The sequence below is a fragment of the Salinibacterium sp. ZJ450 genome, from assembly GCF_011751885.2.
Taxonomy (GTDB): Bacteria; Actinomycetota; Actinomycetes; order Actinomycetales; family Microbacteriaceae; genus Ruicaihuangia.
In genome coordinates this window covers 3718527-3735626 of record NZ_CP061771.1, presented here as the reverse complement: position 1 = coordinate 3735626, position 17100 = coordinate 3718527, and the positions used below count along the sequence as shown (strand labels likewise).

At 62.9% G+C, this 17100-nt stretch carries 14 protein-coding genes; 11 read left to right on the top strand and 3 right to left on the bottom strand.

Annotation, left to right across the window (positions count from 1 at the left end):
* Window positions 1-739 precede the first annotated feature (739 nt).
* From HCT51_RS18115 to HCT51_RS18105, 4 genes are all read left to right on the top strand, one after another.
* Window positions 740-1345, top strand: a complete 606-nt coding sequence (locus HCT51_RS18115) for a hypothetical protein (protein ID WP_166880027.1) — start codon at window positions 740-742, stop codon at window positions 1343-1345.
* A 178-nt stretch (window positions 1346-1523) separates the two neighbouring features.
* A complete protein-coding gene (locus tag HCT51_RS18895) occupies window positions 1524-1655 on the top strand; it encodes a hypothetical protein (RefSeq protein ID WP_255523533.1) in 132 nt (43 codons plus the stop codon).
* A gap of 381 nt (window positions 1656-2036) precedes the next feature.
* Window positions 2037-3611 (top strand): ATP-dependent nuclease, encoded by a 1575-nt coding sequence (locus tag HCT51_RS18110; RefSeq protein WP_224760578.1) that lies wholly within the window; start codon window positions 2037-2039, stop codon window positions 3609-3611.
* Window position 3612: 1 nt separating this feature from the next.
* A complete protein-coding gene (locus tag HCT51_RS18105; protein WP_166880029.1) occupies window positions 3613-5301 on the top strand; it encodes a UvrD-helicase domain-containing protein in 1689 nt (562 codons plus the stop codon).
* Between the two features lie 285 nt (window positions 5302-5586).
* Here HCT51_RS18105 and HCT51_RS18100 read toward each other — a convergent pair whose 3' ends face one another.
* Window positions 5587-5940, bottom strand: coding sequence for a hypothetical protein (locus HCT51_RS18100; RefSeq protein ID WP_166880031.1), 354 nt, complete (start codon window positions 5938-5940; stop codon window positions 5587-5589).
* Window positions 5941-6924: 984 nt separating this feature from the next.
* On the opposite strand from HCT51_RS18100, the gene HCT51_RS18095 reads away from it, so the two are divergent.
* The 4 genes from HCT51_RS18095 to HCT51_RS18080 all read left to right on the top strand — a co-directional run bounded on the left by HCT51_RS18095 (window position 6925) and on the right by HCT51_RS18080 (window position 10359).
* Window positions 6925-7854: a TIR domain-containing protein gene (locus HCT51_RS18095; RefSeq protein WP_166880034.1), complete on the top strand. Its 930-nt coding sequence runs from the start codon at window positions 6925-6927 to the stop codon at window positions 7852-7854.
* Between the two features lie 3 nt (window positions 7855-7857).
* Complete coding sequence (locus tag HCT51_RS18090; protein WP_166880036.1) at window positions 7858-8310, top strand: hypothetical protein; 453 nt, start codon at window positions 7858-7860, stop codon at window positions 8308-8310.
* A 1040-nt stretch (window positions 8311-9350) separates the two neighbouring features.
* Window positions 9351-9563 (top strand): hypothetical protein, encoded by a 213-nt coding sequence (locus tag HCT51_RS18085; protein WP_166880038.1) that lies wholly within the window; start codon window positions 9351-9353, stop codon window positions 9561-9563.
* Entirely contained in the window at window positions 9556-10359 is an 804-nt protein-coding gene (locus HCT51_RS18080; protein ID WP_166880040.1) for a hypothetical protein, read from the top strand. The genes HCT51_RS18085 and HCT51_RS18080 overlap by 8 nt, the downstream gene beginning before the upstream one ends.
* 338 nt (window positions 10360-10697) lie before the next feature.
* On the opposite strand, the gene HCT51_RS18075 is transcribed toward HCT51_RS18080, so the two are convergent.
* A complete protein-coding gene (locus tag HCT51_RS18075) occupies window positions 10698-10907 on the bottom strand; it encodes an ABC transporter ATP-binding protein (protein ID WP_166880042.1) in 210 nt (69 codons plus the stop codon).
* Between the two features lie 1558 nt (window positions 10908-12465).
* The gene (locus tag HCT51_RS18070; protein ID WP_166880045.1) at window positions 12466-12756 is read right to left on the bottom strand and encodes a hypothetical protein; all 291 of its coding nucleotides are present in this window, start codon (window positions 12754-12756) and stop codon (window positions 12466-12468) included.
* A gap of 1010 nt (window positions 12757-13766) precedes the next feature.
* Here HCT51_RS18070 and HCT51_RS18065 point away from each other — a divergent pair.
* From HCT51_RS18065 to HCT51_RS18055, 3 genes are read left to right on the top strand one after another with little or no spacing between them, the layout of a single operon-like run.
* Complete coding sequence (locus HCT51_RS18065; protein ID WP_166880047.1) at window positions 13767-15920, top strand: hypothetical protein; 2154 nt, start codon at window positions 13767-13769, stop codon at window positions 15918-15920.
* Window positions 15921-15976: 56 nt separating this feature from the next.
* Window positions 15977-16546 (top strand): RNA polymerase sigma factor, encoded by a 570-nt coding sequence (locus HCT51_RS18060; protein ID WP_166880049.1) that lies wholly within the window; start codon window positions 15977-15979, stop codon window positions 16544-16546.
* Window positions 16543-17058: a hypothetical protein gene (locus tag HCT51_RS18055; RefSeq protein WP_166880051.1), complete on the top strand. Its 516-nt coding sequence runs from the start codon at window positions 16543-16545 to the stop codon at window positions 17056-17058. The genes HCT51_RS18060 and HCT51_RS18055 overlap by 4 nt, the downstream gene beginning before the upstream one ends.
* Window positions 17059-17100: the final 42 nt, after the last annotated feature.

The window sequence follows — 17100 nt, the reverse complement described above, 5'->3', positions numbered from 1 at the left end:
TCTCTCTATTCGAAGCCGTAGCAGGGGGCGTTGGCGGATTGTGCGCAGAAAGAGGTCGTCGCCGGACTTCCATGCGGCAGAGCTGACTACGCGAATGTTCACTTCTCGGCCTAGCGCTCCTTCAGCTTGCGCAGCAGCCTCGGTGATTGCTGACCGCGCAGGGTTGCCGACGACGAGCACGTCTATGTCACGGGGCGCGGTTCCTGGCTCTCCTGAACGACGGGCCGCCCAGGAGCCGTAGACGTAAGCTGCCGAGACTCCATCGATCGGTTCAAGGACACGAGGGAGAACTGCGGCCGGACCGTAGCTCAGTCGCAGGAGCCCGACGACGTGGTCATACGCGGGGTCCTGCTGGTTGGCGCTAACGAGGATGGCGCGGCCGACCGCCTGCTGGTGGAACAGCCCTAGCTCGACTTGGCGTTGCACCTCGCGGTGAGTGGAGGCGTATGACGTCTCGTTCAGACGAGCGAGCTCTGCTGTGGTGTAGCTCCGGTCGGGATTCAGCAACACGCGCGCCAAGATGTCTGCTTGCGCGTCCGAGCGGAATAGAGGGCTGAGTCGAGGAGCTGCGATATTCATATTCACGATGATGTTATCGGCAATGCGAGCACTGTCACAGGTCGACGAGTAGTCCGAGGACTGCAGAGGTATGTATGAATCACATGGCACACAAATCGGTACGAGCGAATGGGCAACGCGGTGGGTGATTAGTCTCACCACCCCGTTGTACACACTACGGATGCGCACCCAGATTGACGTCGAGATGAGAGTTTTTGCCCGCCGGATGCCTGAGTACCACAACACTTTCATGGCCGGCGTGCTCTTCGACTTGATCGCTACTCTCGACCCTGCGGACCCTTGGCGGAACACTTACATCGACGATTCCCTCAACGTCCGGGTTCCGGGCGGCGAGATGTTTGGCATGTGGATGAACGCCGCGGACATGACTTTCGCCGTCAACAGCGACACGTCTGTTGACCTTGGCCTGTCGCCGCTGGCCGACCCGCTGTCCGGAGACTCCACGATGCTCTTCCACTTGGCGTCGACCAAAGGCTGGCGGGCTGCCAGTGCATGGTTGACCAACCGTCCCTCCAACGCGGAGAACGGCCAGGATCCGTTCGAGCTCGCGGAGGACGCGATCCGCTGGGCGCTATTCCGGCGCGCGAGTTACGCCATTGAAGGCGACGGCTTCTTCGCGGTCACCTCTGGTGCCTGGTTGAACCGGGTGACCAAGGTTGTCGCCGGGGAACCCTACGACGAGTCGCGGATGCTTCGACTGCGCTACAGCGCATCAGTGGAAGAGGGAACGTACGAACGGCTGATCGGTACGAAATCGCCTGAGTAGTTGGCGCTCTCTCGCCCCTCTGATTCGAGGCGGGCTCTATGCGCCAGCGAAGCATCCGAATTGAACATGGGCGTGGAGCGGGCGGCACCTAGCGATATCCGACGCGCTCGCGTCAGTTCGGCGCCGGTCAGTGCGGGACAGCCCCGACGCTCGCTGTGACACTCACTAGGCTCGGCTCATGGACGATGACTGGCTCGAAGCGATCCTTGAGGATCTGGAGATAGCAGCGATCGTGCGTGAGCGGACCGCTGCCGGTCCGGCCGTTCCGATGACAGCACTACTCGCAGAGTTCGGTGTGCAGATCGAGTAATCCCAACGTAGAACGCCCCGACCTCGTGATGTGGTGTGCCTTCCGCGGGATATTGGCGCGATGGACGGTGCCCGAGAACGAAAAGCGAGTATTCGCGGATTTCATCCAATGGCGGCAGGCTGATGGTCCTCGTGACATACGTAAGCGTCCCGCGGAAGTGGGTCTGGCTCCTTCCACTCCGCGCGGCACTCGACCGCGCTCCGCAGAGTCGTCTTTGTGAAGTATCTTCGCGTACCTCCAACTGGGGGTGCGCCGCCGAGCCCATCCATACCCGCTGAAACCCATGTGCATGACACGCTGGTTTGGAACCCGGCTGACGCGGGAGATTGGGTGGGTCGGTTGAGGCTCAATGCGGTTCGAGTTACGAATCACGCGCGATTAATGGACCTCGCACTGGATGTCCGCCGACACCTTGTGCTGGTCGGTGCTAACGACGTAGGCAAATCATCGCTGCTTCGGTGCCTCGATCTTGCTCTTGGGGCAAGTACTGCCGGACTTTACTCCCGAATCACGCCCGATGACTTTCGGGACCGAGCCGCGGAACTCCTCATCGAAGTGGACCTCATCGACTTCTCCGCCGACGAGAAGGCGCACTTTCCAGACGAGATCAACCAGGATCCCAGACTGCCGCAACCTGTGCTCACCATCAGGCTTGAAGCGCAGCTCGACCAAGCGGAAACGCTTCAAGTTCGCAGGTATTCTCCGAAGAGCGGGAACGAGCGGCAGCTGAGCCGCGAACAGCTGCAAACGCTCGGCTGGAAGATGATCGGGGCCACACAGTCGGGTGCTCGCGACTTCAGGGACGACCGCAACAGCTCATTCGAGGACATCCTCGCCGCCATTGATCTGAGCGATGAACGCCCCGAGTTTGAAGACGCGGTCGACGGATTCCAGAACAAACTGAACGACTCGATCGTTCTGGGGGAGCTTCGTGCGAAGCTTGCCACCCAGCTCTCGAAGGCGGTGCCGTCACGAATCGAAGCGGATAATCTGCGGTTCGTTAGCCGGAGTATTGCTGATGAAGACCTGCTTGCAGATGTGCGGCTTCAGATGATTCGCGACGGCGTCACGCGCGGTATGGCCGAGCAGTCGGATGGTGCCCGGGCGCTCTTCGCAATCGCGATGTACGACCTCGTCTCGGAAGCAGCCAACGTCGTAGCCGTCGATGAGCCCGAGATCCACTTGCACCCGACCAGCCAACGCAGCCTCGCCAACCTACTTCGGTCCTCGTCCAACCAGAAGGTGATCGCGACACATTCGCCTGACATCGTCGGAGCGTTCTCGCCGGAGGAAATTGCCGTCGTGCGGCGTGGTGGGCTTGTGAAACAGGCGGGAGAGAACTTTCTCGACGGCGATGCGAAGCTCGCTGCGCGGTGGTGGGTGCGTGACAAGCTTGAACCGCTCACGTCTTCTTTCGTGCTCCTCGTGGAGGGTCCATCGGACCGAATCGTCGTTCGGCGCGTCGGGCAGCTCGTCGGAAACGATCTCGACCGGCATGGGATCTCCGTCGTCGAGACTGACGGCAGCCGGTCCGTGCCGAACGCAAGGAAGGTATTCGGACCCGATGGCTTTGACGTGCCGATCCGGATGCTCATCGACGACGACGCGGTCCAGGACACTGCGGATGCTTTCGGCGTAGATAAGGGCGACCTCTCCTCTCATGGGGTCATCGTCTCGATGCCAGATCTCGAGGCTGAGTACTCAGCAGCCATCGGCGGCGAAGCGCTTTGGAATCGGCTTGTCGCGTCCGGTGAGTTCAAGCCCAACCAGCTGCTGCTCTGCACCGCATCGGGTCCAGGTGGCACGTACACGGCCGAGGATGTCGCAGCATTCTGCCGCCGGAAAAACTTCAAGGTCCAGGCGGCGCTCATCGTTGCCGCCACGCTGACCGCCGCCGAAGCCACAGCGGTTACCTCGATCAACGCGCTGCTGGCGGGAATCACCAGTGCGGACTGAAGTGCCCGCACCCACGCCGCGCCAGCAGGAGATTCGCGATTACGAGGGCCTTGGCCTACTGATCACAGCACCCGCCGGATGTGGGAAGACTGAAGCCCTCGCTCTCCGGGTTCGAGGTCTCATAGATCGTGGCGCAACCAGTCATCCGCGGCGCATCCTCATCCTCACGTTCACCAACCGCGCCAAGGAGAACATCGAGGAACGCCTCCGCAACTACCTGACCCACAGCGAGGTTCGTCGTCATGTCACGATAAGCAACCTTCACAGTTTCGCAGCGCGTGTAATTAGGGCGCACGGCAATGTGATCGGTGTCGACCACACGTGGGCCATTCCTGACTCCGACTGGGTAGGTGAGCAGCTTCGCGCCCTGGGGATACCCTCCAAGCAGCGGGAGATTGTGAAGGGGTACCTCCAAGAGGCGAAGCTCACAACCCGAACCGACGCCGAAGTCTTGACCCGCATCGCGCAAAGCCAGCACCCTCTTGCGATCCAACTCGAGCAGAAACGAGTCGCGGAAAAGCGCCTTACCTACGATGATTTGCCGCGCCTCGCAGATCTCATCCTTCGCGATGACGGTGTTGCTGCGCTGTATCGTGAGCACTTCAGTAGCCTCATCATTGACGAGTTTCAAGATTTGACGCTGCAGCAGTTGAGCATCGCGCAACGCATCGGCGCCAGCCGCATCACCTATGCCGGCGACCTAGCCCAAGGCATCTATAGCTTCGCCGGCGCGAACCCGCAGATGGTCCTGGACGCTGCACGCGCCGAAGGCATCCAAGAGATCGCGTTCGCGGAGTCGCACCGGTCCTCCCCGGCGGTGCTTAACCTTGTGAACTCGCTCACGCCAATGACCGACGGAACCGTGCTTTCCAGTTCACGGCCCGAATCATGGCCGGGCGGCGGACTCACCGGTCATCGCACATTCGAGACCGTCGAAGACGAAGCAGCTTGGATCGCGGACTTCGCCGCCAAAATCATCCCCTTGGCGCCCTCACACCGAATCGGCGTCGTCACTCGCGTGAAGGCTCGTCGCGAGGCGCTCGACAGCATCCTCAACGAAGACGGGCACCCGTTCTCGTGGTACCGATGGGACGACCCCATCTTCGACTCCCATACCGCGCCGATCCTCAGATCTCTCCTGCGGCGCGCAACTGACAGCATGCTGAGGGCCGATGACGCCGTCAAACAGATCCTCGAGCTCGTCGACCCCGTTGAACTTCATGATCCGACGACGCTGGAAAGCGTCACCGCCGGGTGCACATGGATCCAAGAGTTGTCCATCGACGGCTCGACACGGGCAGAGATCCGGGCACGCATCAAGGTTGGTGAGGATGAGACACTGCTGAGCGCCCCTGGTCTCCACCTGCTCACGGGTCACGCAGGCAAGGGGCAGCAGTTCGACTGGGTCATTGTCGCGGGAATGGAGGACGACTCAATTCCCTTTTACCTCGCGAAAACTCCGGATGCTGTTAAGGAAGAGGCGAGAGTGCTCTCCGTAATGATCTCGCGCGCACGGCACGGGGTCATCACCACCTATTGTGAACGCCTCACGAAGCCCTGGGGAGACGTTGTCGGGACCACACCATCGCGATTCTTCGGGCACTTGAATGCATCACCCTCGTACATGGGATGGGATGCCGCAGCCAACTGGCTCAACAATGCGAGCTGGGAGCAGATCGCTCAGCGGTAGTTGTTTCGTCTCGTTGGTCGCCCGCGGGACGTTTTGGGGAAGACGTTGGCGGTCGCGTCGCTGGTTGCTCTCCTGCTCCTAATTGCGGCCGGCATGCTGCTGTCTGAGGAGCCTCAAGCACCTTGACGTGGTGTGATCACGTGAGCCGGCTGTGGCCCAACCTAGCGAGCACGAGTGATCCGGGCGCGGACACATCCGACGGCCGCTCTTGTATCGACCAAAACCGCGCCTTGCCGCTATTGCCGCTGACGGGACCCAGTGCGGGCGTCGGTGCAGCGGTGATGGTTAGTGGCGCGGCGGAGGTTCGGCGGGGCTCCACGGATCCGGTGCGAAACCAGCGGGGCCGTGCGCTCGCACGTACACGCCGTGGGCTGCCTCGCATGCAGCGCGGAGCGTGCGGTAGTAACCGACCAGGTTTCGGTGGCCGTCGCGTGAGACGTGAACGGCCCGGTAGCCCTGTTCACCTCCGAGTTCGAGGAAGAGGACGACCGCGTAGGGCTGGTTGTACTGGTCGACCATATGCCAGAGGCCGGGTCGAATCTCGACGGCGGCGAGAATCGGATGCCAGTTCGGTGTCGGGCTCTTCGATGCACGAGCGCGCGCGTCGATCGCGTCCTGCCGGCTGTGCTGCATGGCCATGAGTGCTCCTGTGGTGCTTGGAGCAGCCCGGCCGCTGCCTACACCGATTCTAACGACTGACCCACAGTCGCTTCGAGAGGAGCAACACTGATTCGTACCCCCTTATGCTCGTCAGAGCGCCTGCCCCCCTGCAGGCGTTTGGCACGTCATCCGTGTCTCCGGGTAGAGACATGAGTGGATCGTGCTCGCTTCGCCTCCAGGGCGCATTCGGGTTGTACCCCGGAGGCGAAGCACACTCGAATCACGCTTACCGGGAGAGGACTGCTCGTGAATCTCTCCTGCCCAAGTTGCGGAGCATCGGTTAGGGCGGTTCGGAAACCCTACTTCGGTACTGGCCTTGCTGTCCACGAGTTCCTGCTCGACTGTCGCCGGTGCAAGACAGTGAGCTTGATCGCCGGCCATAGGGAGAAACCTGCAGTCGTGGAAACTCCTCCGCGTGTCTCGATGATTCGACGCTGGTGGAACAGGCTCTTCCTGAGGTAGTGGGTGGCGTCATTCCCCACCTTCGTGCGGGGCGCCCGAGGGGGGAGAGCGCCAAGGGTCGAGCTTAGGGACGCCCTAATCCGCGAGCGACCCCCACTCCACGGGTGTACAGATCTGTCCGCGGGGCCCCGAAGACCTACCGAGGCAGCCATGGCTGCGTGTCCTCCGGGAAACCGTCGCCAGCCATCGACCGTCGCCCCGTCGGCAGGGCCGCCACCCGGCATCGAGGGCACCACCAATAGGGATGGCCGTCTGTGCCCGCGATGTCGAGCGGCTGAAGGCACGTGGCGCAGTTCGGGCTCTGCAACACGTCCCCAAGGTCGTCCCTCATGCGCGCGATGCTACGCCCCGGCGATCGCGACCGGCCAGTGGGGAAGGGTTGGCCGACACTCCTTGAGTGTGTCATGTACGCAAAAGCGAATTCGCGCCGATTCATAACCGGAGGAGACGCATACTGGCACCCGCCCTGCGATGTCTGAGGTGAGGACTACTCTTTTGCTCATGACCTTGGGGATGAGTATGGCTGCAGGCACGGAAACACGCGTTGTGCCGAAACCTGACCGCGTATTCGTAGTTCATGGGCGTAATGACGCGGCACGCAAGTCGATGTTCCAGTATCTGCGGGGGCTAGGGCTGAACCCGCTCGAATGGAGTCAAGCGGTCGAGATGACGGGCGAAGGATCGCCCTATATCGGCCGTGTTCTTGACGTCGCTTTTGAGAATGCGCAGGCGATTGTCGTTCTGCTCACTCCGGACGAAATCGCGTATCTCCAGCCGCAGTATGGTGACGGCGACGGCGATCCCGAAACTCAGCCCTCGGCTCAAGCCCGGCCAAACGTGCTTTTTGAGGCTGGAATGGCGCTAGGGCGCAACGCGGCGCGAACGATTCTCGTTGAGTTAGGCGAACTCCGACCATTTACCGATGTGCTTGGTCGCCACGCAATCAGGATGGGCAACGGCGTTCCTCAGCGTAAGGCGCTTGCAAGCCGCCTTCGTACCGCGGGTTGCCCTGTCGACATGACCGGAGATGACTGGCTCACAGTCGGCGATTTCACGCCACCCGAGAAACCCGGTGGGGTGCTTCCACTCGGAAGGCGAGCGCCATCGTCGGAGCGACGAGGAGCCAGCGTTGACGCCCACTGGTATTCGAGCGGGGGGAACAAGCTCGATCAGCTCAAAGTCACCAATAACGGGGCAGTTCCCATCTTTGATGTTCGAGTCCACGTCCCGGAAACGCTCACCGGGGTGCAGATATGGCAGGAGGATCCTGTCCACCGGCTGCCAGCGGGCAAGAGCTTCACAATTCGCGCGCACAATTCGTCACACTCGCTCGGTGCCCCAGGACCGCAGCACTTTGATCTCAATGTGCTCGGCCGCCTCGAAGACGGTCGCGAATTCCACCAAGAAGTGTTCATCGATGCAGAGGGGTAACGCATGCAAATTCCCATTTCACTCCCACTCGACTCCGACGGATTTCTTCGCCGCGAGTGCCCGAACTGCGAACTGGAGTTCAAGTGGCACCATGGCAAGACCCCGGATGCTCCCGAGGACTTTGTCTATCCGCCCGTGTACTGGTGCCCCCGTTGCGGGCGGTCAGCTGGTCATGACTCGTGGTGGACTCCGGAGCAGCTCGATTACGCGCGAGCTGCGGCGATGGGCCCCATGCTCGACCAGCTCGACGATGAACTGGCTGGTGCCACTCGGGGGAGCAAGCACCTGAGTATCAAGCTCTCGTCCGAGCGCCCCGAGATTCCTGATCCGATGGTGGAGCCGGACGACATGATTGCGCTCCAGCCCCCGTGCCATCCGTGGGAGCCAGTAAAGGTTCCCGAGAACAGCGCACAGCCGCACTTCTGCCTCGTTTGCGGAGAGGCTTTCGCCGCTTAGTGCCATCCTTGAGCATGCGACGACCACGGATATCCCACCAGATTCCCGAGCCCACCGCCGAGGACTTGGAAAGGATTAACGTGCTCTTGCGTCATGTCGGCGGGCAACACGTCTCTTGGGGTGCACAGACTGCCCTTGATGTCTGGGTAATAGAGCAGCGTGCCAGACTCGATCAACAGATGTCTGAGCGAATTCGCGCCACCTCATCGGCCCTCGTGGTGGCGACAGTCGGTCTGGTCGTATGCACTGCCGGTCTCATCTGGGCGACGCTGGCTGCCTGAAGCGTCGGCGCGCAATCAGTATGCCCGGGAAAAGCCGAGAGCGGCATAGCGCCTCCAGCTCTCCCTTGATTGCCATCCCCACCTGTTAGGCCGCGAATCCAAAGCCGTGTAGAGGTCGTCCTTCTCCTCGTCACGTGATCAAGATCCACGTCGCCCATGGACTTGGCGAGTATGTAGAAGGTTTGGGCAGCCCGGCCAATGACGGGTAAACGTCCTGGCGATCGCAAGAACTCTTTTCGTAGAGCACGTGGCATAACTCGCAACCGAAACGGCTCGCGGGTCCATTGCCGGACCCTAAACGGGCCCGCTCGAAGCTGCTGCTTCGGCCCGCGCTGCATCTGTGCCATCCGTCGGGGCCGACTGAGTATCTCCGACTGCGATCAGACCTGGCCGGGATAGTTGCGAGCGAACGGCTCATCGCGGGATTGAGCCGCCGGCAGCTGGCGAAGGCAGCGGAGGTTGACACGTCGATGATTGTCGCGATCGAGCGGGAGAGGCCGGTCAGCTCACTACGGGGTTTGCGCAACACGTTACGGGTCCTCGGCATTGAGCCTTCCGCATTGCCGCCCCTTGTGCTGGCTCAATCCTCTAGCCAGCAGTCCGAGAGGACCCGTGTTCATCAGGCGCTTGAGGAGCGGGGCCGAGATGTGGCGCCACCGATCGAGAAGGCTGGGCGGAAGCCGCGTCTTGATCGGTGACGAGAGAGCCGGTGCGTTGGCGGCCGAGACCTAGCAGCTTTGCACCGGTAGTGTGCTGCTCATGGAACCCCGCCCCGACGACGAGATTGCCGCTGACACACGGCGAGTCATCGAGGCCGCCGGCACGGTGCTGCACCCCTCCACCATCTCGATCTGGCTCGACTCTCCCAACCAATGGCTAGGTCACTCGACGCCACGGGCGTGCATCGAGCGGGGCGACACCCTGTCGGTACTGTCGGCGCTAGAAGCGCAGGAGGAGGGTGGCTATGCCTGAGGAACAAGCGAAGTCTTTCGGCCCCGCGTATCGCCGAGGCGAAGCTTTGGTCGGTATCCCGATCACCTGGCGATCCGACACTGACGACACGCCTCGCAGCGCGATCGGTGAGGACCTGGAACGTCTGGTCGAGGAGCTGGGTCCGAACGGGTGGCTGCGGGTACAGAAGACCTATCCGCCGAACGAGCCGTTGTGGGTCTTAGTCCACCGGGTCGACGACACCCGGTTCACAGTAGAGACCGGGTTCAAGGACTATTCGACGCCGATTTCTAAGGGGACGGATTTCCGGAGGTATACAGGGGTGAGCCCGGTCACCGCTTTCACGGCTGGCGCGGTGAGCCGACACTACCTGCGGTTGGCGACGGTGCCTAAGGGATTCGGCTCGGTGCGAATCTGGTCTCCAGTCCCGGCAACTGCGCTGTTTTGGATGCGTGCGTACGCCGAGTTCGAGTGGTTGACGCTCGCCGAGGTTGTGTCGATGCTGGAGTTGCCGGAGAGCGCGACCCGCGAGGACCTCCAGGATCAGCTCCTCTCGACTGAACGTGACGGCGAGCTCGTCTACCCGGCCTTTCAATTCACCGAGGACGGGCAGGTGCGCCCGGTCATCGGCGAGCTGATCGTTGTGGGGAAAAAGTACGACCGGTCCGAGCGAGACATAATCGCCTGGCTCCTCATCGCCACCACCCAGATCAGCGGCGGCGGCGACTACGGCATTCGCCCGGTCGATCGCCTCGACGACGAGGACATCAAGGTAGTGCCTGAGGCGGCCAGGAGCCACTGGGGTGTCGACTGGTAACTGTGGAAGAAGCGCTTCAGGCGGGTGCCGCGACAGTACGGGCGGGTGAGCCCTCTTCGGGGAGGTGATCGGGGATGCCTCAGCCAACTTTGCAAAAGTGACTGAGCAGGCCGTCGGGGTGACGCTTCTGTTGTTAGCTTCTACAGAAGTGTCATCCGGGAACGACAGAAGAGCCCCAACCCGACCCATGAGAGGCGCGAGCCGATCCACGGCTGGACTTCTCAGCGCGAAGCCTGGTGGCTGAGCCACTCACTTGGTGCTGCCACGCCGATAGGGCGACGGCGAACAAAAGAGAAGGGTCGGCAGTCCTGCTCACCGGCCCTTCTCTCTTGTTTCTGCTAGACGCGCTGGGTGATCGTGCCCCCCGGGTTGTTCTTGGCGGTGTAAGCCGTCACGAACTTTCCCGTCGCCGCCGAGCGATTGACCGAACGAGCATTGCCCGTTCCATCTCCCACGCGTTCGGTGGTGGTTTTAGCTGGAGACCGCTTGGCGGTCGCCTTGGATACGAACTTTCCAGTTCCTGCGCTGCGATTGACAGTGCGTGCCATGATTGGCTCCTTCGGAGTAGGGGGAGGCCCAGAATGGACCTCCCCGGCTGTTACTTGATACGGCGAGTGGTCGTGGTGACCGTGACGCGGACAAGGACGGGCTTTGTGCGGATGCGCACGCGGCGGATGTTTGCCATGTCTTTCCTCCTCTCTCAGGGGCTGCGCCTGAGAGAGGAGAGCTATTCCGTAACAGCTGGGGACTCCGGTATAGTCAGTCTTCGCAACAAGGACTGTCTAATCTCAGGACTTGCAGGTCGACCCGTTAGAGCGGGTCGACCTTTTTTAGTTTTTGGGTGCACTCGCTAATGCGCTGACCCTCGGTGCCGAGTTCAGTCTTCTTGTAACAGAGACTCAACTCGGCAAGCACAACGCTACATGTAGTGGCCGACATTTAATCAGCCACTAGATGAAGTAATTACAACCGTGTCATTATTCACAGGTCCATCCACATGGTTATCCACTGCCGGGACCAGTTGTCCCCCGGATTGTCCACAGTTGGACGGACAATTGGGGCGTTTCTGTGGAAACTCCAGTTTGTACAACTCGCGGCGTGTCGAGGGCGTTCGCCTCGGCGACAAGGCGCAGGCACGGCCTCTTAGCGCGCTCGCGGTCGTGTGCGTAGCGCCCGCATGATCGACGACTCGGGGGATGTGCTGGAGTGCCCGAACTGCGCCACGTGCCTTCAGCTGCTCGACATTGCGGGCACAGATGGCCATCCCTATTGGTGGTGCCCTCGATGCCGAGTGGCAGCCCTGTCGACGGGCGACGGTCGACTGTTGGCGACGGTTTCGCCGAGGACACGGGGCCCTGGTCGCCTCTGTAGTTCTGCGGGGTCGAGCACTACCCATCTGTACACCCGCAGAGTGGGGGTCGCTCGCGCAGTGTGGGATCCCTATGCTCGACGCTTGGCGCTCTCTCTCTCTCTCTCCCCCCTCGAGCGCCCCCGCGTCGTCCCCGCCACCCGAAGGTGGGGATGACGCTACCCGCTACCTCCCGAGGACCCTGTTCCACCAGCGTCGAATCATCGAAGTATGGGGCGGAGGAGTTTCCACGACTGCGGGTCTCTCCCTATGGCCGGCGATCAAGCTAACTGTCTTGCATCGGCGACAGTCGAGCAGGAACTCGTGGACAGCAAGGCCGGTACCGAAGTAGGGATTCCGAACCGCCCTAACTGATGCTCCGCAACTTGGGCAGGAGAGATTCACCAGGCAGTCCCTCTCTGCAGTCTGAATCGAATAGCTTCGCCCCCCGGGGTACAACCCGAATGCAGCCCTAGGGGCGAAGCAAGCACGATCCGCTCATGTCTCTACCCGGAGACAGGGATGACGTGCCAAACGCCTGCGGGGGCAGGCGCTCTGATGAGCATAAGGGGGTACAAATCAGATTTTCTCCTCTCGAAGCGACTGTGGCTCAGTCGTTAGAATCGATGTGCAGCGGCCGGGCTGCTCCAGGGCAACAGGAGCACTCATGGCCAGGCAGCACAGCCGGCAGGACGCCGTCGACGCGCGCGTTCGAGCGGCGAAGAACCCGACAAGCAGCGAGTATTGGCCTCGGTTGCTCAGCCACCGAAATCGTGGAGCGATGTCAGGTCAGAGCCTGCCGCCCGGCAAGCCTGGCCGATAGTGGACCGCAAATCCTTCCACTCGCCGGCTTTCGGGTCATACGACTCTCCAGCTGCGGTGGGTTCGGCAGATTTCAAGTAGTTCGACGCTGCCTTTACCGCCTTGCCGACATCATTGTCGTCGATCAGCACATGGAGGTAGCCGTTCCTCACCACGTCGATGGTTTCGGTGTACTTAGCAGGAGTGATCGCCGCTAACGCAAAGCCCTCAACCGCATTGACCTCCATGGTGAGCAGGGTCGTTACTTGCCCGCATACGTGGGCCGGGCTAATAGCCGCGTCGCCAGCCTTCGGAGCCTCTAGCTCTGGTTCCGGTGTGGCTTGAGCAGTCGCAGGCGCCGGAGCTTGCGGGGCGGCATCCGGGGCGGCACACGCGGCGAGGCTGAACGCAATCGCGGCGGCTAGGGCGACGAAGCCGGTCCTACGGATGAGATTCGGGGTGAGCATTCTCGCCCTTTCTACGTGTTCTGGGTCAAGGGTTTTCAACTGGTGGCTGCCGCTGGAACCCAATCCATCACCCGACCATGTCAGCTGTGTGAGTTCTTATCATCTAAGCCTGATCCACCATGGCAGGTGCGCCCCGGAAGTTAAGGGCACCCATGCGAGGGTCACCGGTGGTCGCGTGGGTAGACCACCGGTCACCCCTTCAGGGGCCGCTTTTGCGCATGAACAGCGGCGCAACGCTGGGCGGGCATACTGAGCCCATGAAGAGCGACGCATCCCGTGCCAAGTCGACCCGATGCCTGATCGCAATCGGACTCGTTGGAACACTCAGCGGATGCGTCGCGAGCGCCTCGGACTTGGCGCGCGACAAAGTGGCCAACAGCGCTGCCGCAGTTTCCGATCGCTTGCAAACACTCTTCGCAGAATCGCCATCAGTGTCGGATGGCGATGTCACTGATCCCGGTTTCGACGCAGACCTGGCGGCGCCTGTAAGAGGGGCGCCTGTAAGAGGGTCGTACGTTCGACCCAGACGCTTTGCAGACTCTTCATCACATGGACGCTTCTTTGGTGCGGCCCGTACGCCCAGGGTTGGCGCACGATTCATCGCTCCGTGGCAACGAAATCCAGGTGAGCCGTGTCGCTCGCGGGTGACTCACCGAACAGGCACGGGTGCTCCGCGCGCCCCTTCCCGCAACTTCGACCCCCTACAATGCCGCGTGGTGTCGTTGCTCCATCCGGCACCGCGCCCGCGGGTCGGCTGCGGGACACGCCCGGAACGCAGGAGCACCACCAACGTGAAGTGGATCTCGCGCCACAGGTCGCTCGTTGCCATGGGCGTGAGCGGCTCGGTGCTCGCCAGCACCATCGTCGTCACGACGATGCTGACTCCCGGCTACCCGGGTGTGCAAGCGCTGCTCGGGGACGGCGGAGTCTGGGTGGTGAACGGGTCCGAGCAGGCGGTGGGCCGTGTGAACACCGAGGTCGGCGAACTCAACTCCGCCGTTCGGTTCGACACCTCCAAGCTCGAGGTGGTGCAGCAGGGCAAACATGTGCTCGCCATTGACCGGTCCACGTCGGCGGCCGCGGTGATTGATCCGGCGATGTCGGTCGCGTCCGAGCCGGTAAGGCTGCCGACGGATGCCACGGTCATCATCTCGACCGGAGGTCCATCGGCGACCGTGGTGGTACTCGACGCCGAGTCCGGCGAAGCGTGGACGGTTCCGTTCGAGCACTTCGATCGATTCGACGCAGGCCAGCCGGCGGACATTCACCTCGGCGCTGATGCCGTGATCGCGCCGGGAGTCGGCGGCGGGTTCGTCGCTGCGGCTCCGGCTACGGGGGAGGTGCTCCGGTTCTCCGCTTCGGAGCGGTCGACGCGCGAAGCCGCGCCACTCCCGAAAACGGGGCGACTACAGGTCGCCGACACCGCACACGGGTGGGTAGTGCTGAGCGGTGACACCCTCATCACCGCCGAACAGTCGGTGCCGCTCAACCTCGTCCGTGGGGAGAGCGCCACGCTGCAACGCTCGGCGGACGCGACATCCGTGTTCCTCTCCACGCCGACCCGGCTGCTCGAGGTGAACCCGCCCGACGGTGCAGTCCTAACGGCGCTCGCCGACGTCGACGGACGGCCGACCGCTCCGATCTGGGTGGACGGATGCGTACACGCCGCTTGGGCCGACGGCACGACCTGGAAGCGGTGCGGCGCTGATCCGACCGGTGACCGAACGGATGTCGCCAGCCTCGGTGGGGCGCGCAACGCGGTCTTCCAGGTGAACGGTTCGCGCGCGCTGCTGAACGATCCCGCTACCGGAAACGCGTGGGCAGTGCAGCAGGAATCACAGTTGATTCAGAACTGGCACGCGGCGCTGCCGCCGAAGGGAACTGAATCATCGGAGCAAGCGGAGCCAGGGCAGCAGCCGACCGTCGACGATCCACCCCCGGCGCCAATCGCTGCTCTGCCGCAATCACCCACCCCTAAACACAAGGCGACACCGGTCGGAGGCATTAGCCCGGTGCCGACGCCGACGCCGACGCCGACGCCACCAGCCGATCCCGCCCCACCGGAACCGGCAGCGGCCGGTACCCCGATCGCGACGGAGATCAACGCGACCATCGACGACGACCACGGCACGGCGGTGCTTGCCTGGTCGCCGTTCGACGGCAACGGCTCGCCCATGCTCGGCTACTACGCACAGAATCTCGGCCTCGACGCGGCGCCAGTCCAGTCTCCGTGCACGCCCACGCACGCTCCGACCGGGGGCGAGATTCAGCACCTCGGCCAGGCCACCACAGCCACGGTCACCGGGCTCACCCAGCCCGGGGCGACCTACCGACTGCTGGTCTGGGGGTACAACGAGGTCGGCTGTACTGCCAGCCGCATCATCGAACTCATCCCGCGGCCTGCGCCCGGGCCGGTAACCGCCGTCGACGGGGGAATGGTGCAACTCGGCACCCGCTACGAGTATCAGCTCGCCGCGCTAACGCCGGTGGCGGCCCTATACGAAGTGCAGAGACTGGATGCCGCCGGCCTGCCGATCGGCGACGTTGTGGGCTTCAGCGGCCAAGTGGTTCCGCGCGCGCTCACCGGCGGACCGTTCGGCGAGCCATACGCGTTTCAGGTGCGAGCCTGCGCTCTGTGGACTGACGTCGCCAAGTGCGGCGAGTGGACCGATCACACAGCCCCCGAGCCCTCCATCGATTTCACGGTCGAGGGCCTCAGCTACGACGAAATGACATCCACGTGGACGTGGACGGCGCTGCCTGACAACGGCGACCTCCTTGCGCGTGTCTCGTGCATCGATCGATCCGGGGGCTCAGTCTCTAGTACGGCCGACGCGTCGGCCTGCTGGCACGACTCGCCAGTGACCACAGAAAACAGCTGGGTGCTCGTTCGTGTTGGTGTTGGGACTGTGACCGTCTACCGCTACGAACATCACCCGAACTGACCAACCCTGAGCCGCCCAACCCATGACCGGCGCTTGCGTGCGCTACAGTCCCGCATGTGGATGATCCGACCGATGAGTACCTCATCGCGGCGTCCGCGAGCGGCGACGAACGCGCATTCGGTGCCCTGTACGATCGGCACGTTGAACCGATCTACCGGCATGCCGTAACCGAATTGGGCGACGCCGATGACGCCCAAGAGGTCACTCAGCAGGTGTTCGCAACCGCATGGCGAAAGCTACGCAAGATCAACTTGGTCGATGGTTCGGCTCGGTCGTGGCTGCTCGTAACCGCGCGGAATCTGACCGCGAATCGGCTTCGTTCGGCACGTCGGCGGCCGGTCACAGCGAGCTTCGACGATCCGGGCCTTACGATTGCCGACGCTGCAAGGTTTGGGGATGCGGACCGATTCGACGACCTGCTGAGCGAGCGAGAACTGATGACCCAACTGGACGCGGAGGTGGCTGTGATGCCCACACTCGACCAGGGGGTGTACCGCGCGGTGCTCGAGCAGGGACTCTCGTACGAGGCGGCCTCCGAGACTCTGGGCATCTCCGTGGCATCCGTGCGCAAGCGACTTCATCGTGTGCGCACGCGCCTGCGAAAGCGGTTGGGGGCGACCCAGTGACCGACACTCAACTCAGCCCCGAACGTCGCGCGGAGATGCGCGGCTGGGTCACGGGATACGTCCAGCGCAGCAAGCGCCGGCGTCGGCGCATGGCCGTCGCCGGGATCGCTGCTGCGTCGGTCGCCACGCTGGCCACGGCCGCGTGGATCATCATCTCGCCGCAGCAGGTCCAGGAGCGCTGGGCATTCTGCTACGAGGATGCCGCGCTGGATGCCCCTCACTCGGAAGGTGTCCGGCACAGCGGTGACGAGCTCGGTAACCCCGCCGCGAACGCCCTTGACATGTGCGCGACGCTCTGGAGTGCCGGCATCCTCGGTGGCACTGCTGGGGTTCCCGTGACCGGCGAGCCGGTGCATCCGGTACCTGACCTCGCGCTCTGCGTGCGCGCCGACCAGGCACTCGCCGTGTTCCCGGTCGGGCCGGCCAGCGACACACCAACGCTCATCACAGGGCCGGATGCCACGGAGTTCTGCTCCTCGCTCGGCTTGGGCGTCGTCGCCGACGGCGACTGACCGATCTCGACTACACCCACGTAAGCAGCCGACCAGAACAGT